The sequence below is a fragment of the Thalassobius vesicularis genome, from assembly GCF_004799325.1.
In the GTDB taxonomy this organism is placed as follows: Bacteria; Pseudomonadota; Alphaproteobacteria; order Rhodobacterales; family Rhodobacteraceae; genus Thalassobius; species Thalassobius vesicularis.
Genome location: NZ_SSMD01000003.1, coordinates 462038 through 487880, shown reverse-complemented (window position 1 = coordinate 487880; position 25843 = coordinate 462038). Strand labels below are relative to the sequence as shown.

Genomic DNA, 25843 nt, shown 5'->3' with positions numbered 1-25843 from the left:
TGAAATTGCCCGCAAGACCCGGAGGTTTCATGGCCAGACTGGACAGTCAGGTGGCGCGCGGTGCGCCTGCCTTTGCCGAAAATCGTGACAACATGCTTGCGCTGCTGGCGCAGGTTCAGGCGTTGAAGGAACGCGCCCGTGCCGCGTCCGAAGCGGCCAAGGCCCGTTTCGAGGCGCGCGGCCAGTTGCTGCCGCGCGAACGCGTGGCGTTGTTGCTGGACCCCGGCACGCCGTTCCTGGAACTGGGCGCGCTAGCGGGCTACGGGCTGGACACCAAGAAGCTGGAAAAATCCATCCCTGGCTGCGGGATCATCGCCGGGATCGGCTATGTCTCGGGCGTGCGGTGCATGATCTCGGCCTCGGACAGCGGGATCGCGGCGGGCGCGTTGCAGCCGATGGGGCTGGAGAAACAGCTGCGCGTGCAGGAACTGGCGCTGGAGAACAAGCTGCCCTTCGTGCAGCTGGTCGAAAGCGCCGGGGCGAACCTGATGGCCTACCGGGTCGAGGATTTCATCCGCGGCGGTTCGATCTTTGCCAATCTGGCACGGTTGTCGGCGGCGGGGCTGCCGGTGGTGACGGTGACGCATGGCTCCTCGACCGCCGGGGGTGCGTATCAGACTGGCCTGTCGGACGTCATCATCATGGTGCGCGGCCGGACCCGGGCGTTTCTGGCCGGCCCGCCGCTGCTGAAGGCCGCCACCGGTGAGGTCGCGACCGAGGAGGAACTGGGCGGTGCCGAGATGCACACCGGCATCTCTGGTCTGGGCAATTTCCTGGCCGAGGACGACCGCCACGCCCTGGGCATGGCGCGCGAGGTGCTGGGCAATGTCGATTGGTCGGGCCAGCAAGAGGACAGCCGCTCGTTTGACGAACCCGCCCATGATCCGCAAGATCTGCTGGGGCTGGTGCCGCGCGACTACCGCACCCCGATCGACATGCGCGAGGTGATCGCGCGGATCGTCGATGGCTCGGATTTCGTCGAGTTTGGCACGCGCTACGGCGGGGCGACGGTCTGCGGCACGGCCCGGATCAAGGGCTGGCCCATCGGGATCATCACCAACAACGGCCCCATCGATCCGGCGGGGGCTGCCAAGGCCACGCATTTCATTCAGTCCTGCTGTCAGGCCGGCACGCCGCTTTTGTACCTGAATAACACCACCGGTTTCATGGTGGGCCGCAGCTACGAAGAGGCGGGGATCATCAAGCACGGATCGAAGATGATCCAGGCGGTGACGAACGCGACGGTGCCGCAGTTCACCGTCTATTGCGGGGCGTCCTTTGGCGCGGGGAATTACGGTATGTGCGGATGGGGGTTCAAGCCGCGCTTCTGCTTCTCTTGGCCCAACGCCAAGACCGCCGTGATGGGCGGCGAACAGGCCGCCGAGACTATGCGCATCGTGCAAGAGGCGCGTGCCGAACGCTCGGGCGAGCCTGTGAACGAAGAGCAAATGGCCCAGCTGAAACAGATGATCATCCACAACTTCAACAGCCAGATGGACGCGTTCCATACCTCGGCGCGGGTGCTGGACGACGGGATCATTGATCCGCGTGACACCCGCGACGTGCTGGCCGAAGTCATGAAAATCGCCCGGGAAGAGGCACGCCGCACTCCGAACAAGATGCAGTTCGGCGTGGCACGGCCGTAAGGAGAGCAGGGCATGGCAATCAACAAACTTCTTATCGCCAATCGGGGCGAAATCGCGGTGCGGATCATCAAGACCGCCCGCCGTATGGGCATCGCCACCGTGGCGGTGCATTCCGAGGCTGATGCCGAGGCGCTGCATGTTCGCATGGCCGATCAGTCCGTCTGCATTGGCGGTGCGGCCCCGGCGTCCAGCTATCTGCGGATCGACCGTATCATCGAGGCGGCGCAACAGACCGGCGCGGATGCAATCCACCCCGGCTATGGCTTTCTGGCCGAGAACGAAAACCTGCCTGCGGCCTGTCAGGCTGCGGGGCTGACCTTTGTCGGCCCTTCGGCCGAGGCGATCCGCGCGATGGGCGACAAGGCTGCGGCGAAGGCGCTGATGCAACAGGCGGGCGTGCCCTGCGTGCCGGGGTTCCAGGGGGATCAGACGCCCGAGACGCTGGCCGACGAGGCCACCAAGATCGGCTATCCGGTCATGATCAAGGCCACGGCTGGCGGCGGCGGGCGCGGGATGCGTCTGGTTGCCGAAGCGGGCGATTTCGCGGACGCCCTGCGCTCGGCCAAGTCCGAGGCGAAGGCGGCGTTCGGGGATGACACCGTGCTGCTGGAAAAGGCCATCGTCTCGCCCCGGCATATCGAAATTCAGGTCATGGCCGACAGCTTTGGCACCGCGGTGCATCTGGGGGAACGGGATTGCTCGGTCCAGCGGCGTCACCAGAAGGTGATCGAGGAAGCGCCGTCGCCCGCGGTCTCGGCCGAGTTGCGGGCCGAGATGGGCGCCGCCGCCCTGCGCGCGGTCAGCGCCATCGGCTACGAAGGGGCGGGCACGCTGGAATTCCTGCTGGACGGGGCAGGGCACTATTATTTCATGGAGATGAACACCCGCCTTCAGGTTGAGCATCCGGTGACCGAGGCGATCACCGGGCTGGATCTGGTCGAGCTGCAATTGCGCGTCGCCGGTGGGCAGGCACTGGGGCTGACGCAGGACGACATCACCTTTGACGGCCACGCGATCGAGGTGCGCCTGTGCGCCGAAGACCCGGATGCGGGCTTCATGCCGCAATCGGGGCGGATGCTGCGCTGGACCCCGCCAACGGCGCTGCGCTGTGACCATGCGCTGACGGATGGGGCGATGATCCCGCCGTATTACGACTCGATGGTGGCAAAACTGATCGCGCACGCACCGACGCGGGACGAGGCCCGTCAGGCGCTGATCCGGGGGCTGGGCCAGACCCGCGCCTTGGGAGTGCGGACCAATCAGGGGTTTCTGGCGGATTGTCTGGGTCATCCGGTCTTTGCGGCGGGCGAGGCGACAACCAGCTTCATCGGCGCGCATGAGGACGAGCTGTTCAGCGGCGCGGACGAGGCCAAAGCCGCCGAGATTGCCGCCGTTCTGGGCCGGGCCACGCATTGCGCGCTGACCCATGGCTTCCCCACGCCGGTGCTGCTGAAACGCGGAGAGGCCACTCACGATATGCGCCTGCTGTCGCGTCCGCAGGGCCTGTGCCAGATCGAACACGGCGACGACAGGACCGAGCTGACCGTGGCGCCGCGCGGCATCCTGCGCGACGGTATTCAGGAGGAGGCTGACCTGCTGCGCTGTGGGGATGCTGTCTGGCTGCATTGGAACGGTCGGGCCTGGGATTTCGAGGACCGCAGCCTTGCCCCTCGCATGGCCGGGAAAGAGGGCGGCGACGGCAAGGTGCGCGCCTCGATGAACGGCCGGGTCGTCGCGCTGCTGGTCGCGCCGGGGGATCATGTCGCGGAAGGGCAAAAGGTGCTGGTGCTGGAGGCGATGAAGATGGAGCACACCCATAAATCGGCCGTCGCAGGCGTGGTTCAGGCGGTACATGCCGTCGAGGGCGATCAGGTCGAGGCGCACCGCATTCTGGTCGAGGTGACACCCAATGAGTGAGGTTCTGCTGGATCGGCGCGGGGCTGCGCTGTGGATTACCCTCAACCGACCCGAACGCCGCAACGCGATTAACGAGGCGCTGCTGACCGGCGTCTCGCATGGGATCGAAACCGCGGTCGCTGACGCCGAAGTCAAGGCGATCGTGCTGACCGGTGCGGGCGACAAGGCGTTCTGCGCTGGCGGTGATCTGGCGCCGGGGGGCGGTTTCGCCTTCGATTTCTCGCAGCCTAGAACCGCCTATGGCGACATGCTGCGCCAGATGCAGGATTGCCCGAAACCACTGATCGTGGCGGTGAACGGGGCCTGCGTGGCGGGCGGCATGGGGTTCCTGTCGGCAGCGGATATGGCGTTCTCGGTCAAGGGGGCGATGTTCGGCCTGCCCGAGGTCAAGGTCGGCCTGTTCCCGATGCAGGTGGCGGCTCTGATGAAGGATCTGGTCGCCCCGCGCGTGCTGCGCGACTGGATGCTGACGGGCCGCCTGTTTGGCGCGGAAGAGGCGCTGGCGCAGGGGCTGCTGAACGGCATCAGCGACACGCAGGAGGCGTTGGTTGCCCGGATCGACGCGCTGGTTTCGGATATGGCGGCGAACTCTCCGTCCGCGTTGCGACGGGGAAAATATGCGCTGCGGGCAATGGGGCACATGAGCTTTGATCAGGCGGTGTCATTTGCGGAATCCCAGCTGGGACTGATGACGCTGACGCAGGATGCTCGGGAAGGGCTGGCTGCGTTCAACGAAAAGCGGACGCCGCGTTTTTCCGGCAAGTGACAAAAGACGTTTGCCTGTCCGTTCGGGCTGTCGCAGGCTGCAACCAGAAATGAAGGGGAGGAAACCGTGAGCAATTCGTTGTTCGATCTGACGGGCAAAGTGGCCGTCATCACCGGCTCGTCGCGTGGCATTGGCCGCGCTATCGCTGAACGCATGGCCGAGGCCGGGGCAAACGTCGTCATCTCGTCCCGCAAGGGGCCACCCTGCGAGGAGGTGGCGAGCGAGATCAACGCGCGGCTGGGCCGCGAGGCGGCGGTGGCGCTGCCGGCCAATATCTCGGACAAGGGCAGCCTACAGGCGATGATCCACGCGACGATGGCCAAGTGGGGCCAGATCGACGTGCTGGTCTGCAATGCAGCGTCGAACCCGTATTACGGCCCGATGGAGGGGATCAGCGACGACGCGTTCCGCAAGGTTCTGGACAACAACGTGCTGGCCAATCACTGGCTGGTGCAGATGGTCGGCCCGCAGATGCGCGCGCGCAAGGACGGGGCGATCGTGATCGTGTCGTCGATCGGGGGGCTCAAGGGGTCGCCGGTGATCGGGGCGTACAATATCTCGAAGGCGGCGGACATGCAGATGGCCCGCAACCTGGCGGTCGAGCTGGGGCCGGACAACATCCGTGTCAACTGCATCGCGCCAGGTCTGATCAAGACGGATTTCTCCAAGGCGCTGTGGGATAACGACAAAACACTGAGCTATTACAACACGATGACCCCGCTGCGCCGGATTGGCGACCCGGATGAAATCGCGGGGGCTGCGGTCTATCTGGCCTCAAAGGCGGGGGGCTATGTGACGGGCCAGACCATCGTCGTGGACGGTGGCGTGACCGTGGCAGGGGGCTGAGCGATGGGCGATTTCCTGAAATACGAACAGGACGGCAAGGTCGCCACCCTGACGATGAACGACCCCGACAACCGCAACCCGCTGACGGGCAACTCGGCCGCCGCGGAATTCGTGGCCATGGCCGCCCGGATCGAGGCTGACCCCTCGGTCCGCGTGGTCATCCTGACCGGGGCGGGGGCGGCGTTCTCGGCGGGGGGCAACGTCAAGGACATGAAGAAATACCAGGGCGACGCGATCCAGCCGATGCCGATCCGGGATGAATACCGGCGTGGCATTCAGCGGCTGACGCTGGCGATGTACAATCTGGATGTGCCGCTGATCGCCGCCGTGAACGGCTTTGCCATCGGGGCGGGCTGCGATCTGGCCTGCATGTGCGACATCCGGATCGCGGCAGAAAGCGCCAAATTCGCCGAGAGCTTCATCAAGGTCGGCATCATCCCCGGCGACGGTGGCGCATGGCTGCTGCCGCGCGTCGTGGGCATGTCCAAGGCCGCCGAAATGGCCTTTACCGGCGAGATGCTGGATGCGCAGGCGGCCTTGTCCTGCGGGCTGGTCAGCCGTGTCGTTCCCGATGACCAGCTGATGCAGACCGCGCGTGAACTGGCCGATCGGATCGCGGCCAACCCGGGGCCGACCCTGCGCCTGACCAAGCGGTTGCTGCGCGAAGGGCAGGTCACGCGGCTGGATAGCCTGCTGGAGCTGTCGGCGGCCTATCAGGCGCTGGCCCACAAGACCGCCGAACATGCCGAAGCCGTCAATGCCTTTATCGAAAAGCGCAAACCCGACTTCGGCTGAGGCTTACTTGCCCTCGAACTTCGGCGCGCGCTTTTCGAAGAACGCGTTGAAGCCTTCGGCAAAATCCTCGGAGGTGTAGAGGATCGCCTGCGCGTCCCGCTCGGCCGCCAGAAACTCGGGCAGGGGCAGGGGGTGCCGGGCCAGCATCTGCTTGGTATAGGTGTTCGTCAGCGGTGCGCCCTTGGCGACCTCTGCCGCCATTTCCAGCGCGGCCTGAAGGGCGGTACCGGTGGGCGCCACTTCTTCGATCAACCCCCAGTCGACGGCCTGGGCTGCGTCAATACGGCGGCGGGTGAAGGCCATCCACTTGGTGCGCCCCATGCCGATCCGCGCCGGCAGCGTGTAGAGCGAGGCCAGATCGGGGATCAGACCCAGATTGCCAAAGGGCAGCGAGAATTTGGCGTCCTGACCCGCAATCACGATGTCACAGGCCGCCATCAGCGACAGGCCCGCGCCGACGGACCAGCCCTCGACCGCGGCGATGATGGGCTTTGGGCATTCGATGACCGTACGCATCAGATCGCAGGCGCGCTCCATCCTGGCCCTGCCGGCGACCGAGGTGATACCCTTCATCGTGGACAGATCGCCGCCCGCGCTGAAACATCCCTGCGTCCCCGCAATGACAATGCACCGCACCGTTTCATCGGCCGAGGCTTCGCGGATCAGGCCAAGCAGGCTTTCGCGGAGCTCGGGCGCCAGGGCGTTGCGCTTGGATGGCAGGTTGAGCCACAGCAAACGGGTGGTGCCCAAGGTTTGGGCCACGCACAGCCCATCCTGAGGTCCGGGTTCGGTCGGCGAAAGGGGCGAGGTCATGGGCGTCTCCGATAAAGTTCACATGTTCATTTTGTTTACCAATACATGGCAGGTTGCAAGCACTCGCCGCAACGGTTTGGCTGTGCTAGGACGGGTTTGGCAGAAGGAGGCACCACATGAAGCTGGCATTCGTCACGATGGTCTGGCGCGACTACTGGCTTCTGGAAAAGTGGGTGACCCACAACGCGCAATACGTGGACAAGCGCGCGCTGTACGTTCTGAACCACGGTGGCGACCCGCGGATTGATGAGATCGCCGCTGGCTGCAACGTCATCCACATCCCGCGCGAGGAACTGACGATTGATCTGGACAGACGGCGCTGGGATCTGCTGGGCGGTGTGACCAACGGCTTGTTGGCGTTCTATGACCGGGTGGTCTGCACCGATGTGGACGAGTTGATCGTCTACACGGGGCAGGGCAGCCTGCAAGAGCATCTGGAGGCCAGTCAGGCCGACACCATCGCGTTGTCGCCGGTCGGGCTGAACCTGATCCCATCCGAGGGGGAGGTTGACCTGTCGCAGGGGGTGCTAAACGCGCATCCGCAGGCGATCCTGAGCGCGAAATACACCAAGCCGTGCATCGTGCGGTCTCGGGTCGTGTACACGATCGGCGGGCATGGCCTGGTGCGCGGCCGCTTTACCATCGACCCAGAGTTGCTGCTGTTCCACCTGCACTACGTCACGCCCGACTACGCGCAACGCATGGCCGAACGGCAAGAGATCGTCGCGCAGTCCAAGGCCCACAACGCGCAGTCAGGGCAGCCCGCGGATGTGGGCAAGCGGTTCTGGATCAACTGGTCCGACCCCGCCATGATCCGCGAGAAGGAATTTGGCCATTTCGCTCGCGCCACCGAGGTGCCGGTCGAGCAAGGTTTTGCCGAATGTGCCCGGCTTCTTCAGGCCGCCGTGCGGACGGATGGCAAGAAGGTCGTGGTGGACCATTCGCAGATGGCCAAGGAGCCGCGCCGCGTCGTCATTCCCCAATCTTTACGGTCCCGACTCTAACCGACTCGCCCTTGGGCGCGGGGAGCGAGTGCGGCGGTATGCATTTGCATACCGTGCCAATCTGTCGCGCTGGACCTTTGTCTGAGTCTGCAGATCGGACGCGAAAGATTTGTGCGTTTGAGCCCCCCATGGCTTTTCACTCGTTTTCACAATTTAGTGTTGTTTTCAAATTGGTTACGTGACGTCACGACGGGAATTTTACAAGGGGCGTACAAAAGATGACAGCATTTTACAAAGAAATGCTGTTTTTTCGCATACTTATTTCTTTGTTTTCATTTTTCATTATGATTGTGACAGAGCGCGGATAATTTCATTTTCGCCGGCAAGATTTTGCCGGTCCCGTTTTCAAAGACCCAAGGGAGGAACCTTGCTGTGACTGCTGAAACTACGTCCGAACCGATCTACCCCGTTCCGGCTGACTTTGCCGCCAAGGCACATGTCGATGCCGCGAAATACCAAGAGATGTACGCCGCGTCGGTCAATGACCCCGAAGCGTTCTGGGGTGAGCACGGCAAGCGTCTGGACTGGATGCAGCCCTATTCGAAGGTGAAGAACACCACGTTCGAATACGGCAAGGTGGACATCAAGTGGTACGAAGATGGTGTCCTGAACGTTGCGTATAACTGCATCGACCGTCACCTGGCGACCCGCGGCGATCAGACCGCCATCATTTTCGAGCCCGATAGCCCCGACACCCCCGCGCAGTACATCACCTATAACGAACTGTCGGACAAGGTGAACCGCATGGCCAACGTCCTGCTGAGCCAGGGCGTGATGCGCGGTGACCGCGTCGTCATCTATCTGCCGATGATCCCCGAAGCCGCCTATGCGATGCTGGCATGCGCGCGTATCGGCGCTGTCCACTCGATCGTGTTCGCGGGCTTCTCGCCGGACGCGCTGGCGAACCGTATCAACGACTCGGGCGCCAAGGTCGTGATCACCGCCGACACCGCCCCCCGTGGCGGCCGCCGCACTGCGCTGAAGTCGAACTGCGACGCCGCACTGCTGCACTGCTCGGACAAGGTGCGCTGCCTGGTCGTGAAACACACCGGCGACCAGACCACTTGGGTTCAGGGCCGCGACGTTGACGTCAAATACCTGATGGAGCATGCAAGCCCCGATTGCCCCTGCCGTCCGATGAACGCCGAAGATCCGCTGTTCGTCCTGTACACCTCGGGTTCGACCGGCAAGCCGAAGGGCGTCGTGCACAGCTCGGGTGGCTATCTGGTCTATGCCTCGATGACCCACCAGTACACCTTCGACTACCATGAAGGTGACGTTTACTGGTGTACCGCTGACGTGGGTTGGGTCACCGGCCACAGCTACATCGTCTATGGGCCGCTGGCCAATGGCGGCACCACGCTGATGTTCGAAGGCGTGCCGACCTACCCGGATGCTGGCCGTTTCTGGGCTGTCTGCGAAAAGCACAAGGTCAACCAGTTCTACACCGCGCCGACCGCGATCCGTTCGCTGATGGGCCAGGGCAAGGATTTCGTCACCAAGTACGACCTGTCCTCGATCAAGGTGCTGGGTTCGGTGGGTGAACCGATCAACCCCGAAGCCTGGAACTGGTACAACGAGGTTGTCGGCAAGGGCAAATGCCCGATCGTCGACACCTGGTGGCAGACCGAAACCGGTGGCCACATGCTGACCCCGCTGCCCGGCGCCACCGCGCTCAAGCCCGGCTCGGCCACCACGCCGTTCTTTGGCGTGCAGCCGGTCCTGCTGGACAGCACCACCGGCAAGGAAATCGACGAAACCGCAGCCGAAGGCGTGCTGGCCATCAAGGACAGCTGGCCGGGCCAGATGCGCACCGTTTACGGTGACCACGAGCGGTTCATGCAGACCTACTTCTCGGACTTCAAAGGCTACTACTTCACCGGTGACGGCTGCCGCCGTGACAAGGATGGCTACTACTGGATCACCGGCCGCGTGGACGACGTTATCAACGTGTCGGGCCACCGCATGGGCACCGCCGAAGTCGAAAGCGCCCTGGTCGCACATGCCAAGGTCGCCGAGGCCGCCGTTGTGGGCTATCCGCACGATCTGAAGGGGCAGGGCATCTACTGCTACGTCACCCTGATGAACGATGTCGAACCCACCGACGCGCTGCGCAAGGAGCTGGAAGTTTGGGTTCGTACCGAGATCGGGCCGATCGCCAAGCCGGATCTGATCCAGTGGGCACCGGGCCTGCCGAAGACCCGTTCGGGCAAGATCATGCGCCGCATCCTGCGCAAGATCGCCGAGAACGATTTCGGCTCGCTGGGCGATATCTCGACCCTGGCCGATCCCTCGGTCGTGGACGAGCTGATCGAAAACCGCATGAACCGGGGCTGAGGCGATATGGCTGATACCCCCGCAGTTCTGATCCTTCTCGGGCCTCCGGGCGCCGGGAAGGGCACGCAAGCCCGTGTTCTCGAAGAGAAATTCGGGCTGGTGCAACTGTCCACCGGCGATCTGCTGCGCGCAGCAGTCGCCGCGGGCACCGAGGCCGGCAAGGCTGCCAAGGCCGTGATGGAAGCGGGCGATCTGGTGAGCGATGACATCGTCATCGCCATCCTGCGTGATCGTCTGGCCGAACCGGATGTCGCCAAGGGCGTCATCCTGGACGGTTTCCCGCGCACCACGGTGCAGGCTCAGGCCCTGGACAAACTGCTGGCCGAAAGTGGCCAGAAGATCAACGCCGCCATCAGCCTGGATGTGGATGATGCGGCGATGGTGACCCGGATCTCGGGTCGCTACACCTGCGGCAAGTGCGGCGAAGGCTATCACGATACCTTCAAGACGCCGGCGCAGGATGGGGTGTGCGACAAGTGCGGCGGAACCGAGTTCAAGCGCCGCGCCGATGATAACGCTGAAACGGTGGCCAGCCGCCTGGAGGCCTATCACGCGCAGACCGCCCCGCTGATCGCCTATTACGGCGACAAGGGAGTATTGCAGCACATCGATGCCATGGGCGAGATCGATGCGATTGCAGACGGGCTTGCGGCAATCGTCACCAAGGCGATGTCGTAAGTTTTTACCGCCCCGCCGCCTCTCATCTCGGCGGGGCTCAGGAGGAAGAGGAGGACCCGCGTCATGGCGGATCAAAACACTACAAGTGAGTCGGACAAGGCCTATTGGGCTGCGAACGTGCGCACCATTGCAGTCATCCTGGTGATCTGGGCTGTCTGTTCTTTCGGTTTCGGCATTCTGCTGCGGCCGATGCTGGAAGGCATCAAAATTGGCGGCACTGACCTGGGCTTCTGGTTTGCCCAGCAGGGCAGCATCATCACGTTCCTGATCCTGATCTTCGTCTATGCTTGGCGGATGAACAATCTGGACCGTCAGTACGGCGTGGAAGAGGAGTAAGCGCAGATGGATCAGTTTACCCTTAACCTGATTTTTGTGGGCGTGACTTTCGCGCTCTACATCGGGATCGCGCTGTGGGCCCGTGCCGGCTCGACCAGCGAGTTCTACGCTGCAGGTCGCGGCGTTCACCCCATTCTGAACGGTATGGCCACCGGCGCTGACTGGATGTCGGCTGCGTCGTTCCTGTCGATGGCAGGGATCATCGCATTCGGCGGCTACGAAACCTCGGCCTACCTGATGGGTTGGACCGGTGGTTACGTGCTGCTGGCCATGCTGCTGGCACCTTACCTGCGTAAGTTCGGCAAGTTCACCGTCCCCGAGTTCATCGGCGACCGTTTCTACTCGCAGACTGCACGTACCGTTGCCGTTATCTGCCTGATCGTCGCTTCGGTGACCTACGTGATCGGCCAGATGAAGGGCGTGGGCGTTGCCTTCTCGGGCTTCCTGAACATGTCGTATTCGGGCGGTCTGTGGCTGGGCGCTGCAATCGTGGCAATGTACGCCGTTCTGGGCGGCATGAAGGGCATCACCTACACCCAGGTGGCTCAGTATGTCGTTCTGATCACCGCGTACACCATTCCTGCGATCTTCATCTCGCTGCAGCTGACCGGCAACCCGATCCCCGCACTGGGCCTGTTCTCGGACACCAACAGCGGTGCACCGCTGCTGGAACAGCTGAACCAGGTCGTCCAGGATCTGGGCTTCAAGTCGTACACCGCGCAGTCGGGTTCGACCTTCAACATGTTCCTGTTCACCCTGTCGCTGATGATCGGTACCGCGGGTCTGCCCCACGTTATCGTGCGTTTCTTCACCGTTCCCCGCGTGTCTGACGCACGTTGGTCGGCCGGTTGGGCGCTGGTCTTCATCGCCCTGCTGTACCTGACCGCTCCGGCTGTTGGTGCAATGGCGCGTCTGAACTTCATCAACACCATCTACCCGAACGGCCTGCAGGGCGAGTCCCTGAAGATCGACGAACAGCCGGGCTGGATGCTGAACTGGGAACGCACCGGTCTGCTGGCAATCGAAGACAAGAACAACGATGGCCACATCACCTACTCGGCAAACGGCGAAGCCAACGAAGTGGTCAAGCTGGACCGTGACATCATGGTTCTGGCCAACCCCGAGATCGCAAACCTGCCGTCGTGGGTTATCGCTCTGGTGGTTGCCGGTGGTCTGGCAGCAGCACTGTCGACCGCAGCGGGCCTGCTGATGGCAATCTCGTCTGCTGTGTCGCACGACTTGATCAAGGGTATCATCAACCCCGGCATTTCCGAAAAGAACGAGCTGCTGGCAGCCCGTATCTCGATGCTGGTGTCGATCCTGATCGCAACCTGGCTGGGTCTGAACCCCCCGGGCTTCGCAGCACAAACCGTGGCTCTGGCCTTCGGTCTGGCCGCAGCCTCGATCTTCCCGGCACTGATGATGGGCATCTTCTCGAAGCGCATCAACAACAAGGGCGCCGTTGCTGGCATGCTGTCGGGCCTGATCGTGACCCTGGTCTACATCTTCCTGCACAAGGGCTGGTTCTTCGTTCCCGGCACCAACAGCTTCGACGATGCTGACCCGCTGCTGGGCCCGATCAAGTCGACCTCGTTCGGTGCGGTTGGTGCTCTGGTCAACTTCGTGGTTGCCTATGTCGTGTCGAACGCGACCGAGGACACCCCGGAAGAGATCAAAGCCCTGGTCGAAAGCGTCCGCGTGCCCCGTGGCGCCGGTGGTGCAGTCGATCACTAAGGTCTTGGGGCAGGGGCAGGCCATCGCGGCTGTGCCCCTGCCGTGAACACGATCCCGCCCGGGGTAATTCGGGCGGGATTTCTTTTTCCTGCCGGATCCTTGGTCCCGTCTGAGGTGGATCAAATCGCGGCAGGCTATGATCGGGATAACCTTCGCACGATTTCAGTGCCTACAGGAGCCATTCATGCCCTCGCGCCTTCCCGATTTTCTGCGTTTTCTGACCTCGGTCCATCCGTACGACTCTCTGTCCGCCGATCAGTTGTCGGCCTTGGCCGAGAAGTTCCAGATCCGCGAGATCGTTGCCGGAGACACCGTTTACCGCTTTGGTGATCAGTTGGAAGGGCTGTACCTGATCCACCACGGCCAGATCGAAGTCCGCGATGGCAACGATGTTCCGGTATCGTTGCTGGGTGTGCGGAACAGCTTTGGCGAACGCGGTCTGACCCGCGACGGGATCGCTGTGACATCCGCGACGGCGACTGAAGACACTACCTTGCTGCTGTTGCCCGCCGCCGATTTCGCGGCGTTGCTGGCCAGCCATGAACCCGCCCGGCGGTTCTTTGATCGTTCGCGGGCAACGAAACCCAAGCAGAACGACCTGGCGACCAGCCGGGTGGACACGTTGATGGCGCGCAATCCGATGACCTGCGCCCCCGAAGCCACGGTGCAGGATGCGGCGCGGCTGATGCGTGACCACCGGATTTCCTCGCTTTGTGTGATCGAGGCCGACAGCCTGGCGGGGATCGTCACCGTGCGTGATCTGTCCGGCAAAGCCTTGGCCGAAGCGATGCCGCTCAGCACGCCCATCAGTGCGATCATGACCCGCGATCCCCTGACGCTGTCCCCGTCGGCCATCGGCTCGGACGTGCTGCACGCGATGATGGAGCGACGCATCGGCCACATCCCGATTTGCGAAGGTGGGCAACTGGTTGGCATCGTCACGCAGACCGACTTGACGCGGTATCAGGCCGTGTCCTCGGCCGAGCTTGTGTCCGAGATTGCCCATGCTCAGTCCGCCGCGCAAATGGCAGCGGTGACGGCGCGCATTCCGCAACTGCTGGTGCAACTGGTCGCCGGCGGCAACCGGCACGAGGTTGTCACCCGGCTGATCACCGACATCGCGGATACCGCGACCCGTCGCCTGCTGGCTCTGGCCGAGGAAAAGCTGGGCAAACCGCCGGTGCCGTATCTGTGGCTGGCCTGCGGCAGCCAAGGGCGGCAGGAACAGACCGGCGTCAGCGATCAGGACAACTGCCTGTTCCTTGACGATGCGGTGACCGAGGCCGACATGGCCTATTTCACCGATCTGGCGAATTTCGTCTGTGATGGGCTGAACGATTGCGGCTATGTCTATTGCCCCGGCGACATGATGGCGACCAACCCGAAATGGTGCCAACCCGTGCGCGTCTGGAAAGAGTATTTCAGCGGCTGGATCCGCAAGCCCGACCCGATGGCGCAGATGTTGGCCTCGGTCATGTTCGACCTGCGGCCCATCGGCGGCACCAGGTCGCTGTTCGAGGATCTGCAGGAGGATACGCTGAAAGCGGCCAATGCGAACTCGATCTTCGTGGCGCATATGATTGGCAATTCGCTGAAGCATACGCCGCCGTTGGGTTTGCTGCGCGGTTTTGCGACCATTCGCTCGGGAGAGCATAAAAACACGCTGGATCTGAAACACAACGGCGTGGTGCCTGTGGTTGATCTGGGCCGCGTTTATGCACTGCAAGGCAAACTGACCGCCGTCAACACACGCGCCCGTCTGGAAGAGGCGGCAACGGCTGGGGTGCTCAGCGCATCTGGCGCGCGGGATTTGCTGGATGCCTATGATCTGATTGCGGAAACCCGCCTGCTGCACCAGTCGCGGCAGGTGAAACGGGGCGAGGCCCCCGACAACTATCTTGAATTGGCCGAACTGTCCGATTTCGAGCGCAGCCACCTGCGCAACGCCTTCGTGGTGGTGAAATCGTTGCAATCTGCGGTCGGACACGGAAAGGGTGTCGTGGGATAAACCCCCACGACACAAAGGGAGGAATTGAATGCTGTTTGAACTGGTTGCGACCGTGATCGCGGGCGCTGCGGGCGGTGGTCTGATGCTGTTGGTGAACCGCCTGTTGGGGCGGCGCCTGCCGAAATGGCTGATCCCGGCCGCCGCTGGATGCGCGATGATCGCGGCAACGATTTCCAGCGAATACGGCTGGTACGGGCGCACGACCTCGGTCATGCCCGAACGCGTGGTCGTTATTCAGACCGTTGAAAACAAGGCATTCTTTCGCCCCTGGACCTATGTGAGGCCATTCGTTCATCGCTTCATGGCGCTGGATCGCGACTCGGTCCACGCGATGGAGGAGGTGCCGTCGCTGACCGTGGCCGATCTTCTGTTCTTTAGCCGCTGGCAGCAGGTTCAGGTTCTGTCGGTAGTGTTCGATTGCGCGCAAAGCCGCCAGTCGCAGCTGCCCGCAGAACCCAAAATCTCGGCGCAGGGAGAGCTGGAGAACGCCGTGTGGCACCCCGTGGCCTCGGGTGACAAATTGATGGGGCTTGTTTGTGGAGGAGCGTAAAGATGACCCATTTAAGTCTGCGAATCCGGATTTTCCTGTTCTTCGTGTTGATTGGATTGGGCGGCGCCGCGCTGTTTTTCGTGGCGCTTTATGTCGGGTATCTTAAGGCCTCGACAGGGGATGTGACCTCGGGATTCGTTCAGGCGGCGACGATTGGTGGGTTCGGTCTGGTGGGGATGACCGCCGGGATCTGGTTCCTGTTCGACGAAAACGTCGCCAAACCGATCGAGCGGCTGGCCGCCGGGTTGCGTGCGCGGGCCCATGCGGGGGCGCATGGTGGCGTCGATGCCGAGACGGCGAAATACCTTGGCGATCTGGCGCCTGCCGCACAGGCGATGTCGCAACAGCTGTCCGCCTCGACCATGCACACGGCCAGCGCCATCGCGGCTGAGACCGAACGCCTGACCGCTGAACGGGATCGTCTGACTGCCCTGCTGACCGAGATCCCTGTGGCGACCGTTCTGGTGAATCCGCACCACCAGATCGTGTTGTATGACGGGCAGGCGGCGGGCGTTCTGGCGCAGATCCACACGCCGCGTCTGAATGCACCGATCTTTGATTATTTCGATCAAGGCGCGGTCGAGGCCGCCTGGAAACAGGTCGGCAAAACCGGGCGCGAGGTGTCATTCATTGCGGACGGTGCGGAAAACGAACAGACCTATAGCCTGCGGATGAAACCGTTGGAGCAAGGCTCGGGCTATGTGCTGATCATCGACGGGGCCGAGGCGCATATCGACCCCGATGCCGCGCGCCCACTGATCTATGATTTCGATCTGCTGGTGCAAAAGGCAGGCACTGCGGCGGATGAAACACCGCTGCGCGAGCTAACCTATGCGGTGTTTGACACCGAAACCACCGGGCTGTTGCCGCACAAGGACGAGATCGTCCAGATCGGTGCCGTGCGTGTCGTGCGGGGCAAGATCGTCTCGGGCGAGAATATCGACATGCTGGTGAATCCGGGCATGCCGATCCCGCCGGCCTCGACCAAGGTGCACGGGATCAGCGATGCGATGGTGCGTGGCGCGCCCTCACCGGACAAGGCAGTACCGAGCTTCCACAAATTCGCCAAGGGCTCGGTCATCGTGGCGCATAACGCGCCGTTCGACATGGCGTTCATGCATCGCCACGGCAAACGGCTGGGGTTGGAGTGGAAGCACCCGGTTCTGGATACGGTTCTGGTTTCGGCGGTGCTGTTCGGGGCCAGCCAGACCCATACGCTGGATGCGCTGTGCGAACGGCTGGGGATCGTGATCCCTGATCACCTGCGCCACACCGCCATGGGCGACGCCTACGCAACGGCCGAGGTGTTGTGTAAGATGCTGCCCATGCTCGAAGCGCGCGGGATCATCACCTTTGGCGACATGCTGAAGGAAACCCGTAAACACGGGCGTTTGCTGGAAGATCTGAACTGAGCGCCATCAGATTACCCCGGACAGGGGCCATTTGCGCCGCAATCAAGGGGCACCCTGCGTGGGTGCCCTTTTCACGTCCGGAGACCGCGATGGCCCGCAATGACCCGCCCAAACATGTGCGCGACAGCCTAGAAAAACATGCTCGCCTGTTCGAGCTGTTGCGACAGCAGAACCTGATCGCGACCAGCCGCGTCGGGCGCAAGGCGCGTCCGGTGGACGGTGTGGCCGAGGCGGCGTTTCTGGCGGCAGCGGACGCGTCGCTCCATCAGGGCGGGGGCGGCTACTTGTAAGATCAGCCGCGGAATCCGGTGGCGATCACGAATTTCTCGGAACTGTCCGAGCGTGACGCGGGCGGTTTCACGTTCACGACCTTCGCGAATTTCTGCTTCAGCAGCTTTTGCAGGTCGCCCTCGGCGCCGCCGGCCAGAACCTTGGCGACGAAAGTGCCACCGTCCTCCAGCACATCGAAGGCCAGATACGCTGCGGCCTCGCACAGGGCGATGATGCGCAGGTGGTCGGTCTGTTTGTGCCCCGAGGATGCCGCTGCCATGTCGGACATCACCACGTCAGCTTTGCCGCCCAGCCAGGCCTTGACCTGTTCGTCGGCGTCATCGGACATGAAATCCAGCTGGTGAGTTTCCGCACCGGCGATCGGCTCGACCTCTTGCAGGTCCACGCCCAGCACGGTGCCGATGCGCTTTCCGGACTTCTCGCCCAGGGCATTCACACGTTTGACCGCGACCTGACACCATCCGCCCGGCGCACAGCCCAAATCCACGACGCGCGCGCCGGGAACGAGGAAGCGGAACTTATCGTCCAGTTCAAGAATCTTGTAGGCCGCGCGACCACGATAGCCGTCGATCTTGGCTTGTTTCACATAGGGGTCGTTCAACTGCCGCTGCAACCAGCGGGTCGAGCTGAGCGAGCGCCCACGGGCGGTCTTTACCTTGACTTTCAGATCGCGCTGACCGCGCCCGGATGTGTTTTTCTTTTTCTCGGTCATCAGAATGGTCCGTCTTCCAGTACGCCGTCCGCCGTCATCTGGGCGTAAAGCAGCCCTTCGCGCAGGCCGCGGTCTGCGACCGATAGCCTATCGGTGGGCCAGCAGCGCAATAGCGCCTGAAGGATCGCAGCGCCAGACATGATCAACGCATGGCGGTCCTGTCCGATGCGCGGATCGCTGCGCCGGCCGGTCGGGCCGAGGTCCAGATACGAGCGGATCACCTTGTCTATCTGGTCCGAGGTCATGCGCAACCCGTCGACCTTGGTTCGGTCATACCGCTTTAGCCCCAGATGCGAGGCGGCGACGGTCGTCACCGTTCCACTGGTGCCGACGATCTGGAAGCCCGCGCGCGCCTGTTCATTGGCGTAGGGGGTGAATTCGGCAAGGTTCTCCTCAAAGAACCAGCTCATCAGGGCAAAACGGGCGGCATCGTCTTCGACATCGTTGAACTGATCGCGCAGCGTTGCCACGCCCAGCGGGACGCTGATCCAGTCCACCACCTTGGCGGCGGGGAAGGGGCTGTTTTGCGGGTGGAAACCAGCGTGCAGTCTCATGATCGCGCGGGGGCGGTCACGACGGGGAACCGAGCTGAGGTCGATCCACACCAGCTCGGTCGAGCCGCCGCCGATATCGACCACCAGCAGCTGCTCTGTCCGCGTACTGACCAGCGGCGCGCAAGAGATAACGGCCAGCCGGGCCTCTTCCTCGGGCTGGATGATCTCTAGCTGCAGACCGGTTTCGCGGCGGACCTTTTTGATAAAGTCGGCGGCATTGGTGGCACGACGGCAGGCTTCGGTCGCCACCAGGCGCATACGCTGCACTTTGTGACGCTTGAGCTTTTGCTGGCAAATCCGCAGCGCCTGAATGGTGCGACCCATCGAGGCACGGCTAAGCTTGCCCGTGCTTTCCAGACCCGCGCCAAGTTGCACGGATTTCGAGAAGCTGTCGACCACATGAAACTGACTGCCCTTGGGTTGGGCAATCAACATGCGGCAACTGTTCGTGCCCAGATCCAGCGCGGCATACAGCTCGGCCGGATCAGGCGGATTGGGCGCGGGGCTCTCAACCGGTTTCGGGAACGCGCCCGCACCTTTGGGACGCTTGGGCGCCATGACTTACGCCCTCCATTTCAAGTTACCCCCAAGGTAGTGAACTCCGCCCCGCCGCGCAAGGACCGGCGTTCGGCTCATGAAGATGTTTAGGATTTTTCCAATGTCGGGCGCTGGCCTATCGCGGCCCCCAAAGGATAGAAGGGGGACGTCGCAGAGCGTGATCTTTCTGTCGAAAACGGCCCTCGTGTCGCAAACGGGCTGAATTACAGATGGGTCACAGGAAACAGGGGAATCAATCGAATGCCTGAGGTCACAATCGTTTACTGGCGGGATATTCCGGCACAGGTGATCGTGGGCAAGGGCCGTCGGGGCGCGAAGAAGCAACTTTCCGAGCGGTTCGAACAGGCGATTGATCGCGCGGCCATGAAAACAGGAGCGTCCGATACCGACGCCTACCTGGCCGAATGGCGCAAAGCAGACCCTTATCCGGTCGAGGGCGAGCCCTCGGACATTGCCGTGGCCGAAGCCGAAAGGCTGGAAGCCGAGTTTGATCAGGACCGGCTGAAGGCCCTGATAGCCAATGACGGATGGGCATGACCCCCGCTGCGATATGGGAGGCCTTCATGGGCTTGCTGAACTTCAAACGTCGCGATGATGTCGCGAAACCCGCCGCCCCGCAGGTCGAGGCGTTCCTGAAGGATTACTCGATCGAGGTGATGCCGCGCACCGCCGAGAAGGTCGAAAACTTCCGCGACCTGCTGCCCGAGGGCACCCGCGTCTACATCGCGCATATCGACGGCACCCATATCGACGACATGGTTTCCACCGCCGCGCGTCTGACCGACGAAGGCTTCAACGTGATGCCGCACTTCCCGGCGCGCATCATCAAGGACGCAGCCACGCTGGAAGAGTGGATCACCCGCTACCAGTGCGAAGCAGGCGTCAAGCAGGGCCTGCTGCTGGCCGGTGGTGTGGCTCAGCCCGCAGGCGAGTTCCACTCCTCGATGCAGCTGCTGGAAACCGGTCTGTTCGACAAGGCGGGCTTCACCCGTCTGCACGTTGCAGGCCACCCCGAGGGCAACAAGGACATCGACGCCGACGGCTCTGACCGCATGGTGATGGAGGCGCTGCGCTGGAAACAAGCGTTCGCCAACCGCACCGACGCCAAGATGGCGCTGGCCACGCAATTCTGCTTTGACGCCAAGCCGATCATCGACTGGGCCAACCGTCTGACTGCCGAGGGCATCGAGCTGCCGATCCATATCGGTATCGCCGGTCCGGCCAAGCTGCAGACCCTGATCAAGTTCGCGATCGCCTGTGGCGTCGGCCCCTCGCTGAAGGTTTTGCAGAAACGCGCGATGGATGTCAGCAAGCTGCTGCTGCCCTACGAACCCACCGATGTGATCGCCGATCTGGCCGCCCACAAGGCCGCCAACCCCGATTTCAACATCACCAATGTCCACTTCTTCCCGCTGGGCGGGATCAAGACCAACGCCCAATGGGCCATCGACAATGGCGGCGCCTCGGCTGTGCCCGCCAACCAGCAAGGATAAGAAATGACCCGCACCATCGTTGAATCCAAGACCAAGACTTCGATCATCGGTTTCGATCAGCCCTTCTGCGTGATCGGCGAGCGGATCAACCCGACTGGCCGCAAGAAACTGGCCGCCGAACTTGAGATGGACGATTTCTCGACCGTCGAGGCCGATGCGGTGGCGCAGGTTCTGGCCGGGGCTACGGTGCTGGACATCAACTCGGGCGCGGTGTTCTCGAACAAGATGGCCGAGGATCCGCGCTACGCTGACAACAACTTTGTCGAGCCGGGCCTGATGAAGGCACTGATCGAGCGGGTGCAGGCTATTGTCGACGTGCCGCTGTGCATCGACAGCTCGGTCCCCGGCGCTTTGGAGGCCGGCCTGATGGCCGCCGAAGGCCGTCCGCTGCTGAACTCGGTGACGGGTGAAGAAGAGCGTCTGGAGCTGGTCCTGCCGCTGGTCAAGAAATACAACGTGCCGGTCGTGGCGATTTCGAACGACGACACCGGGATTTCCGAAGACCCCGATGTGCGTTTCGCCGTCGCCAAGAAGATCGTGGAACGCGCCGCCGATTTCGGCATCCCTGCGCATGACATCGTGGTGGACCCGCTGGTGATGCCGATCGGTGCGATGGCCACCGCTGGTCATCAGGTGTTCACCCTGGTCCGTCGCCTGCGCGAAGAGCTGGGTGTGAACACGACCTGTGGCGCGTCGAACATCAGCTTTGGCCTGCCGAACCGTCACGGCATCAACAACGCCTTCCTGCCGATGGCGATGGGCGCAGGCATGACCAGCGCGATTATGAACCCGGTGGCGCTGCCGGTGACTCAGAAAGCGATCGCCGAGAAGAAAGCCGCCGTCGAAGCCGCGGGCATCTTCCTGCCCGAGGATATGGACGACGAAACCTTTGTCACCCTGTTCGGTCTGGGCTCGACCAAGGCGCGTCCGGGCAAAGAGATGGAGGCCATTCGCGCCGCCAACCTGCTGACCAACAATGACCCGCATGGTGGTGAGTGGATCAAGTTCAACAAAGCCCCCGATGCGGCCGGTGAGGCTGCAGGCGGACGTCGCGGCGGTGGCCGTCGTCGTCGCGGTTGATCCCAGAAACGGCCCCGCAAATGCGGGGCCTTTTTCTTTGTGCGCCATCGTATTAGCCTGATTGCCAAGGGTCAGAAGGATCAGGCGATGTTGTCACTTGTCGGAGATATCGGCGGCACGAACAGCCGCTTCGCACTCGCACGCGATGGCCATGTTCTGGACGCCAGCCAGCGCAGCTATCGCAACGACGGGTTCGATAGCCCTGTGGCCGCCGTTCTGGCCTTTTTGCAGGAAATGGACGCGCAGGTTCATGCGGTGTGCCTAGGCGTTGCCGGGCCGGTGCAAGGCGATGCGGTGCGTCTGACCAACTACCCGTGGCGCGTGGAGGCTGCGCAGATCGCGCAGGCAACGGGCGCGGGGCTTGTCACGCTGATGAACGACCTGCAGGCGCAGGGCTATGCCTTGCATTCACTGGGGGGGGCGGATGTGCAGACTCTGGTTGAGGGCGCGGATGCGGACCCCGAAGCGTCTCGGTTGATCATCGCAGTAGGGACCGGGGTTAACGCGGCGGTTGCTTTTGCCGATGGTGGGCGGGTCTTCGTGCCGCCCTCGGAAAGCGGCCACATGGCTTTGCCGCTGATCGACGACACGGATTTCGCCATTGCCGCCATGATCCGAGAGGAATTGGGCCATTGCCCGGTCGAGGCGGCGCTGTCGGGGGCTGGCCTGGCCCGGCTCTGGCGGTTTTTCGGTGGCGCGGACGGCGCATTGGCCGAGGACGTCTTTGCCGCTTGCGCCGAAGGGGATCAAACAGCCGAAACGGCGGTTCGGCGACAGGCAGCTTATCTGGCGCGATATGTGGCGGATCTGGCCTTGGTGCATTTGCCGATGGGCGGGGTTTTCGTCGCCGGGTCCGTCGGTCTGGCACTGTCGCGCCATTTCACCGAGACAGGCTTTGCCAGCATGTTCCATCGACCGGGCCCCTACGAGGCCATCCACCGTGCCATCCCGATCCACGCCGTCCCCCAAGTGCAACTGACGCTGCGAGGTTGCGCGACGCGGCTCAGGCAGGACCTGTCCTAGATCAGGTCCATGTCGCGGCCCAGCATGGCGGCATGGGTGCGGTTGCGGGCGTTCAGCTTACGGCTGAGCGTTTTGACGTGCAGCTTGATCGTGACCTCTTGCAGGTCCAGATCGCGGGCGATTTCCTTGTTCGATTTACCGTCGCAGAGGCCGCGCAGAACGTCCCGCTCGCGCGGGGTCAGTTGCGGGGCGTCAGGGTTCGCGGGATCGGCCTCTAGGAACTGCCGGGGCGTATAGGTGTCGCCTGCCAGAATGTGCCGTACCGCGCTGACAAGCGTTTCGGGTGCCATGGTTTTTGGCAAGAACCCGCGTGCGCCGCTTTCCAGCACACGCCGGGCCACATCGGCGGACGCGGTGCCGGACAACATGGCCACCGGATTGGGCATGTTGGCATCAATCAGGGCGTTCATACCCTCGGGCAGGCTCATGCCCGGCATGGTGTAATCTACCAGAACCAGGTCATACGGGCCATTGGCTGTAATCTTGGCCAACGCGCCGGAAAAATCGGCGCATTGCGTGATCTCGAATCCCGCAGCATTGCGAAGAAACGTTGCTATGGTTTCGCGGACAAGCTCGTGGTCATCGGCAATTAAAATACTGGTCATTCGTCTATGTGCTGGCCACCCGAAAAATCATTCGGGCTGGCGACTGAAAAAGAGGTGTGTGCCAAAGTTGTCATTAGGGAAGCTTAGCCTATCCATTGGCATAGGGCTATAGACCAGATGCCAGCGTCTCGCCAAAAAGGTGAAACGGTTGAAAATAGGGCCAAGGTAGCAATGAATCGGCGAAATCTCCTTGGGGTATGTCTGGGCGCGGTTCTGGGTCTGGCGGTTTCCGGCGGGCAGGCAGAGGAAGACAGCCTTGTTGTTCTTGAGGTGACGCATTTCGATGCCTCGAAAGCGGTTTTGTCCAAACGCACGATGACCATGGACGAGCTACAAGCCATGCCTTCTGCAGAGTTCGAGACATCCACCATCTGGACCGAGGGCACTCACATCTTCAAAGGCGTCTGGCTGGCCGATCTGGCGGCGTTCCTGTCGATCACCGAGGGCGAGGTCTACCTGAGCGCGCTGAACGAGTACCTCGTGGAGTTTCCGGTCGACGAGATGGAGCGTGGCGGACCGCTGGTGGCCTATGAACGCGACGGAGAGCCGATGAGCCCGCGCGACAAGGGCCCGCTGTGGGTGGTGTTCCCCTATGACAGCGACCCGAAATACCAGACCGAGTCCATTTATGCCCAAAGTATTTGGCAAATGGACCGCATCGAGGTTTACCACTAATCTGCCCGCACACAGCGCAGTAGACGGTAAATCATGGCTGAGGCCGAGTCATTAAAGCTGAAACCCAGATGGCTGCAGGGCGGTGTCCTGTTATTGGTCAGCTTGATCGCATTGGCGCTTTTGCTGCCGCTTTGGCTGGAAGTGACCCAGCGGCTGGAGCAGATGCGCACCTCGCGCCGTGACAACGTGATCTGGACGGTGGTTCAGCTCGAAGTCGAGTTTCTGGAGCTGGAGAAGTCCGCCACCGCTCTGAAATACGCCGGTGCCAGCGGACTGCCCGAGGTGCGGCGGCGGTTCAACGTGTTCTACAGCCGCGTTCAAACGATGCAGCAAAGCCCGCTGTATCGCGAAGCGATCGGTGATGCCGGTGAGCTGGAGAACCTTGCCTTCGTTAAGTCCGGAGTGGACAGCCTGATCTACCTGATCGACGGGGCCGACAGCACGCTTATCGAAAATCAGCCGGTGTTGATGGAGTCTCTGCATGAACTGCGCGTCCCCATTCGGCGTGTGGTGGCAAACGCCAACTATGTGCTGACCTCGAAAACCGAAGATGCCCGGCAAGAGGCCGCGCGGCTGGTGATGCGTCTGGGGCTTGTCTCGGTCCTGCTGTTTGGCGGGTTGATGGGGCTGGCGTTGCTATTCCTGCGGCTGTTCGTGGTCTACAAGCAGCGCGCGGTCGAAAACATGTCGACCAGCCGGCGTCTTGCCACTGTCGTTGCGACCTCGCCTGATGCCATTATCGTGACGGATGCCTCGGGCGAAATTCAGGATTTCAACCCGGCGGCCGAGGTTTTGCTGGGCTATCTGCGCGAAGATGCCCTTGGCATGAACCTGTCCGCGCTTGTCGAAACGACCAGCGGCGGCACGGTTACCTTCCCGTTTGTGCGTTGGGGCGCGATGAACGAACGCCTTTCGGGATTGCGTCGGGACGGGCGGGTGGTCCCGATCGAGCTGTCGCAAGGTGCAACGTCGTTGGGCCGTCGCAGCGTCTACGTGTTCTTCCTGCGCGACATCACGGAACGACTGGCCGCAGACGAAGCCTTGCTGGCCTCGCGGGACAAGGCCGTGGCGGGCGAGCGTGCCAAGGCGCACTTTCTGGCGGTCATGAGCCACGAGATGCGGACCCCCCTGAACGGCATTCTGGGCATAATCGAGCTGCTGAAGGATACGGTGACGGGCGACAAGAACCGCTATTATCTGTCGCTGCTGGAAAACTCGGGCCAGGTGCTGCTGAACCATATCAACGAGGTTCTGGACATCACCGAAATCGAAGCGCGCGGCATCCGGCTGGTCAAGACGTCCTATAGCCTGGACGCGGTGCTGAACGAGTTGATCGCCTCTCTGCGGCCCGCAGCCGAGGCGCGTGGCAACAGCCTGACCTTTACGGCGACTCCGCCGGTACTGGGGCATTTCGTCGGGGACGCGATGCGCTTGCGGCAGGTGGTCGCCAACATCCTCAGCAACGCCATCAAGTTCACCAACAACGGCAGCATCGAAGTCTCGGCCACGGTCCACCGGTCGGGCGCGGGGGTGCAACTGGATTTGCAGGTGGCGGATACGGGGATTGGCATCGACGAGGATAAGCTGGGTATCGTTTTCGACGATTTCGTCCGTCTGGACCGCGAGAAAACCATGCAGATCGAAGGCACCGGACTTGGGCTGGGCATTGTGCGCCGGATCGTGAGGGCGATGAACGGCAAATGTGGCGTCGAAAGCGTGAAAGGTGAGGGGACGCTGTTCTGGATTGAACTTCCCCTGTCCGAGGTCATGGAACTGCCGCCGCTACCCATTGCCGTCATAGAGGCGGAGCCGATCGTTGCCGAACGGGCGTTGGATGTGCTGCTGGTTGAGGACAACCCGACCAACCGGCTGGTGCTGCACGAAATGCTCAGTCGCGGCGGGCACTTTGTCACCGAAGCGGAAAACGGGGCCATCGGGGCAGAGTTGGCCCGCAATACCGCCTTCGATCTGATCCTGATGGATATCAACATGCCGGTCATGGGGGCGTAG

At 62.5% G+C, this 25843-nt stretch carries 24 protein-coding genes; 20 read left to right on the top strand and 4 right to left on the bottom strand.

Going from position 1 to position 25843, the window contains the following annotated elements:
* Nucleotides 1–29: 29 nt before the first annotated feature.
* The 5 genes from E7681_RS08830 (at nucleotide 30) to E7681_RS08810 (ending at nucleotide 5970) form a co-directional block, all read left to right on the top strand.
* A complete protein-coding gene (locus E7681_RS08830) occupies nucleotides 30–1646 on the top strand; it encodes an acyl-CoA carboxylase subunit beta (protein WP_136338900.1) in 1617 nt (538 codons plus the stop codon).
* Between the two features lie 12 nt (nucleotides 1647–1658).
* Nucleotides 1659–3563, top strand: coding sequence for an acetyl/propionyl/methylcrotonyl-CoA carboxylase subunit alpha (locus tag E7681_RS08825; protein ID WP_136338899.1), 1905 nt, complete (start codon nucleotides 1659–1661; stop codon nucleotides 3561–3563).
* On the top strand, nucleotides 3556–4329 hold the full coding sequence (locus tag E7681_RS08820) for an enoyl-CoA hydratase-related protein (RefSeq protein WP_136338898.1): 774 nt from the start codon (nucleotides 3556–3558) through the stop codon (nucleotides 4327–4329). Before E7681_RS08825 ends, E7681_RS08820 begins: the two co-directional genes overlap by 8 nt.
* A gap of 66 nt (nucleotides 4330–4395) precedes the next feature.
* Nucleotides 4396–5175 (top strand): SDR family NAD(P)-dependent oxidoreductase, encoded by a 780-nt coding sequence (locus tag E7681_RS08815; RefSeq protein ID WP_136338897.1) that lies wholly within the window; start codon nucleotides 4396–4398, stop codon nucleotides 5173–5175.
* Between the two features lie 3 nt (nucleotides 5176–5178).
* Nucleotides 5179–5970 carry a crotonase/enoyl-CoA hydratase family protein gene (locus E7681_RS08810; RefSeq protein ID WP_136338896.1) on the top strand — a complete coding sequence of 264 codons (792 nt, stop codon included), beginning with the start codon at nucleotides 5179–5181 and terminating at the stop codon, nucleotides 5968–5970.
* A gap of 3 nt (nucleotides 5971–5973) precedes the next feature.
* Here E7681_RS08810 and E7681_RS08805 read toward each other — a convergent pair whose 3' ends face one another.
* The gene (locus E7681_RS08805; RefSeq protein ID WP_136338895.1) at nucleotides 5974–6783 is read right to left on the bottom strand and encodes an enoyl-CoA hydratase/isomerase family protein; all 810 of its coding nucleotides are present in this window, start codon (nucleotides 6781–6783) and stop codon (nucleotides 5974–5976) included.
* Between the two features lie 116 nt (nucleotides 6784–6899).
* On the opposite strand from E7681_RS08805, the gene E7681_RS08800 reads away from it, so the two are divergent.
* The 9 genes from E7681_RS08800 to E7681_RS08760 all read left to right on the top strand — a co-directional run bounded on the left by E7681_RS08800 (nucleotide 6900) and on the right by E7681_RS08760 (nucleotide 17132).
* Nucleotides 6900–7787, top strand: coding sequence for a hypothetical protein (locus tag E7681_RS08800; protein ID WP_136338894.1), 888 nt, complete (start codon nucleotides 6900–6902; stop codon nucleotides 7785–7787).
* A gap of 372 nt (nucleotides 7788–8159) precedes the next feature.
* On the top strand, nucleotides 8160–10124 hold the full coding sequence (acs, locus tag E7681_RS08795) for an acetate--CoA ligase (protein WP_168733181.1): 1965 nt from the start codon (nucleotides 8160–8162) through the stop codon (nucleotides 10122–10124).
* Nucleotides 10125–10130: 6 nt separating this feature from the next.
* Nucleotides 10131–10802, top strand: coding sequence for an adenylate kinase (locus tag E7681_RS08790; protein ID WP_136338893.1), 672 nt, complete (start codon nucleotides 10131–10133; stop codon nucleotides 10800–10802).
* A 63-nt stretch (nucleotides 10803–10865) separates the two neighbouring features.
* The gene (locus E7681_RS08785) at nucleotides 10866–11138 is read left to right on the top strand and encodes a DUF4212 domain-containing protein (protein WP_136338892.1); all 273 of its coding nucleotides are present in this window, start codon (nucleotides 10866–10868) and stop codon (nucleotides 11136–11138) included.
* Nucleotides 11139–11144: 6 nt separating this feature from the next.
* The gene (locus E7681_RS08780; RefSeq protein WP_136338891.1) at nucleotides 11145–12872 is read left to right on the top strand and encodes a sodium:solute symporter family protein; all 1728 of its coding nucleotides are present in this window, start codon (nucleotides 11145–11147) and stop codon (nucleotides 12870–12872) included.
* Between the two features lie 184 nt (nucleotides 12873–13056).
* Nucleotides 13057–14880 carry a DUF294 nucleotidyltransferase-like domain-containing protein gene (locus tag E7681_RS08775; RefSeq protein ID WP_136338890.1) on the top strand — a complete coding sequence of 608 codons (1824 nt, stop codon included), beginning with the start codon at nucleotides 13057–13059 and terminating at the stop codon, nucleotides 14878–14880.
* A gap of 28 nt (nucleotides 14881–14908) precedes the next feature.
* Nucleotides 14909–15430, top strand: coding sequence for a hypothetical protein (locus tag E7681_RS08770; protein WP_136338889.1), 522 nt, complete (start codon nucleotides 14909–14911; stop codon nucleotides 15428–15430).
* 2 nt (nucleotides 15431–15432) lie between these two features.
* Nucleotides 15433–16842 (top strand): 3'-5' exonuclease, encoded by a 1410-nt coding sequence (locus E7681_RS08765; protein ID WP_136338888.1) that lies wholly within the window; start codon nucleotides 15433–15435, stop codon nucleotides 16840–16842.
* An 89-nt stretch (nucleotides 16843–16931) separates the two neighbouring features.
* Entirely contained in the window at nucleotides 16932–17132 is a 201-nt protein-coding gene (locus E7681_RS08760; protein ID WP_136338887.1) for a hypothetical protein, read from the top strand.
* Between the two features lie 2 nt (nucleotides 17133–17134).
* Here E7681_RS08760 and E7681_RS08755 read toward each other — a convergent pair whose 3' ends face one another.
* Together E7681_RS08755 and E7681_RS08750 are read right to left on the bottom strand one after the other, a co-directional pair.
* Nucleotides 17135–17845, bottom strand: coding sequence for an RlmE family RNA methyltransferase (locus tag E7681_RS08755; protein WP_136338886.1), 711 nt, complete (start codon nucleotides 17843–17845; stop codon nucleotides 17135–17137).
* Nucleotides 17845–18957 (bottom strand): Ppx/GppA phosphatase family protein, encoded by a 1113-nt coding sequence (locus tag E7681_RS08750; RefSeq protein ID WP_136338885.1) that lies wholly within the window; start codon nucleotides 18955–18957, stop codon nucleotides 17845–17847. The genes E7681_RS08755 and E7681_RS08750 overlap by 1 nt, the downstream gene beginning before the upstream one ends.
* A gap of 240 nt (nucleotides 18958–19197) precedes the next feature.
* Between E7681_RS08750 and E7681_RS08745 the strand changes: the two genes are divergently transcribed.
* From E7681_RS08745 to E7681_RS08730, 4 genes are read left to right on the top strand one after another with little or no spacing between them, the layout of a single operon-like run.
* Complete coding sequence (locus E7681_RS08745) at nucleotides 19198–19494, top strand: virulence factor (RefSeq protein ID WP_136338884.1); 297 nt, start codon at nucleotides 19198–19200, stop codon at nucleotides 19492–19494.
* A 26-nt stretch (nucleotides 19495–19520) separates the two neighbouring features.
* A complete protein-coding gene (locus tag E7681_RS08740; RefSeq protein ID WP_136338883.1) occupies nucleotides 19521–20450 on the top strand; it encodes a methylenetetrahydrofolate reductase in 930 nt (309 codons plus the stop codon).
* Nucleotides 20451–20453: 3 nt separating this feature from the next.
* Nucleotides 20454–21530, top strand: a complete 1077-nt coding sequence (locus tag E7681_RS08735) for a methyltetrahydrofolate cobalamin methyltransferase (protein ID WP_136338882.1) — start codon at nucleotides 20454–20456, stop codon at nucleotides 21528–21530.
* Nucleotides 21531–21569: 39 nt separating this feature from the next.
* On the top strand, nucleotides 21570–22553 hold the full coding sequence (locus E7681_RS08730; RefSeq protein ID WP_136338881.1) for a glucokinase: 984 nt from the start codon (nucleotides 21570–21572) through the stop codon (nucleotides 22551–22553).
* On the opposite strand, the gene E7681_RS08725 is transcribed toward E7681_RS08730, so the two are convergent.
* The gene (locus tag E7681_RS08725; protein ID WP_136338880.1) at nucleotides 22550–23158 is read right to left on the bottom strand and encodes a response regulator; all 609 of its coding nucleotides are present in this window, start codon (nucleotides 23156–23158) and stop codon (nucleotides 22550–22552) included. The two genes, E7681_RS08730 and E7681_RS08725, sit on opposite strands and share 4 nt — an antisense overlap.
* A 171-nt stretch (nucleotides 23159–23329) precedes the next feature.
* On the opposite strand from E7681_RS08725, the gene E7681_RS08720 reads away from it, so the two are divergent.
* Both E7681_RS08720 and E7681_RS08715 read left to right on the top strand, forming a co-directional pair.
* On the top strand, nucleotides 23330–23833 hold the full coding sequence (locus E7681_RS08720) for a putative pterin-binding protein (RefSeq protein ID WP_136338879.1): 504 nt from the start codon (nucleotides 23330–23332) through the stop codon (nucleotides 23831–23833).
* A gap of 33 nt (nucleotides 23834–23866) precedes the next feature.
* Entirely contained in the window at nucleotides 23867–25843 is a 1977-nt protein-coding gene (locus tag E7681_RS08715) for an ATP-binding protein (protein ID WP_136338878.1), read from the top strand.

Excerpts from the sequence above, each read along its gene's own strand:
- E7681_RS08745 (WP_136338884.1), top strand. The coding sequence starts at position 19,198 with ATGCCTGAGGTCACAATCGTTTACTGGCGGGATATTCCGGCACAGGTG.
- E7681_RS08755 (WP_136338886.1), bottom strand. The coding sequence starts at position 17,845 with ATGACCGAGAAAAAGAAAAACACATCCGGGCGCGGTCAGCGCGATCTG.
- E7681_RS08830 (WP_136338900.1), top strand. The coding sequence starts at position 30 with ATGGCCAGACTGGACAGTCAGGTGGCGCGCGGTGCGCCTGCCTTTGCC.
- E7681_RS08725 (WP_136338880.1), bottom strand. The coding sequence starts at position 23,158 with ATGACCAGTATTTTAATTGCCGATGACCACGAGCTTGTCCGCGAAACC.
- E7681_RS08715 (WP_136338878.1), top strand. The coding sequence starts at position 23,867 with ATGGCTGAGGCCGAGTCATTAAAGCTGAAACCCAGATGGCTGCAGGGC.
- E7681_RS08750 (WP_136338885.1), bottom strand. The coding sequence starts at position 18,957 with ATGGCGCCCAAGCGTCCCAAAGGTGCGGGCGCGTTCCCGAAACCGGTT.
- E7681_RS08825 (WP_136338899.1), top strand. The coding sequence starts at position 1,659 with ATGGCAATCAACAAACTTCTTATCGCCAATCGGGGCGAAATCGCGGTG.
- E7681_RS08810 (WP_136338896.1), top strand. The coding sequence starts at position 5,179 with ATGGGCGATTTCCTGAAATACGAACAGGACGGCAAGGTCGCCACCCTG.
- E7681_RS08735 (WP_136338882.1), top strand. The coding sequence starts at position 20,454 with ATGACCCGCACCATCGTTGAATCCAAGACCAAGACTTCGATCATCGGT.
- E7681_RS08765 (WP_136338888.1), top strand. The coding sequence starts at position 15,433 with ATGACCCATTTAAGTCTGCGAATCCGGATTTTCCTGTTCTTCGTGTTG.
- E7681_RS08740 (WP_136338883.1), top strand. The coding sequence starts at position 19,521 with ATGGGCTTGCTGAACTTCAAACGTCGCGATGATGTCGCGAAACCCGCC.
- E7681_RS08820 (WP_136338898.1), top strand. The coding sequence starts at position 3,556 with ATGAGTGAGGTTCTGCTGGATCGGCGCGGGGCTGCGCTGTGGATTACC.
- E7681_RS08780 (WP_136338891.1), top strand. The coding sequence starts at position 11,145 with ATGGATCAGTTTACCCTTAACCTGATTTTTGTGGGCGTGACTTTCGCG.
- E7681_RS08785 (WP_136338892.1), top strand. The coding sequence starts at position 10,866 with ATGGCGGATCAAAACACTACAAGTGAGTCGGACAAGGCCTATTGGGCT.
- E7681_RS08790 (WP_136338893.1), top strand. The coding sequence starts at position 10,131 with ATGGCTGATACCCCCGCAGTTCTGATCCTTCTCGGGCCTCCGGGCGCC.
- E7681_RS08760 (WP_136338887.1), top strand. The coding sequence starts at position 16,932 with ATGGCCCGCAATGACCCGCCCAAACATGTGCGCGACAGCCTAGAAAAA.
- E7681_RS08770 (WP_136338889.1), top strand. The coding sequence starts at position 14,909 with ATGCTGTTTGAACTGGTTGCGACCGTGATCGCGGGCGCTGCGGGCGGT.
- E7681_RS08805 (WP_136338895.1), bottom strand. The coding sequence starts at position 6,783 with ATGACCTCGCCCCTTTCGCCGACCGAACCCGGACCTCAGGATGGGCTG.
- E7681_RS08720 (WP_136338879.1), top strand. The coding sequence starts at position 23,330 with ATGAATCGGCGAAATCTCCTTGGGGTATGTCTGGGCGCGGTTCTGGGT.
- E7681_RS08775 (WP_136338890.1), top strand. The coding sequence starts at position 13,057 with ATGCCCTCGCGCCTTCCCGATTTTCTGCGTTTTCTGACCTCGGTCCAT.
- E7681_RS08800 (WP_136338894.1), top strand. The coding sequence starts at position 6,900 with ATGAAGCTGGCATTCGTCACGATGGTCTGGCGCGACTACTGGCTTCTG.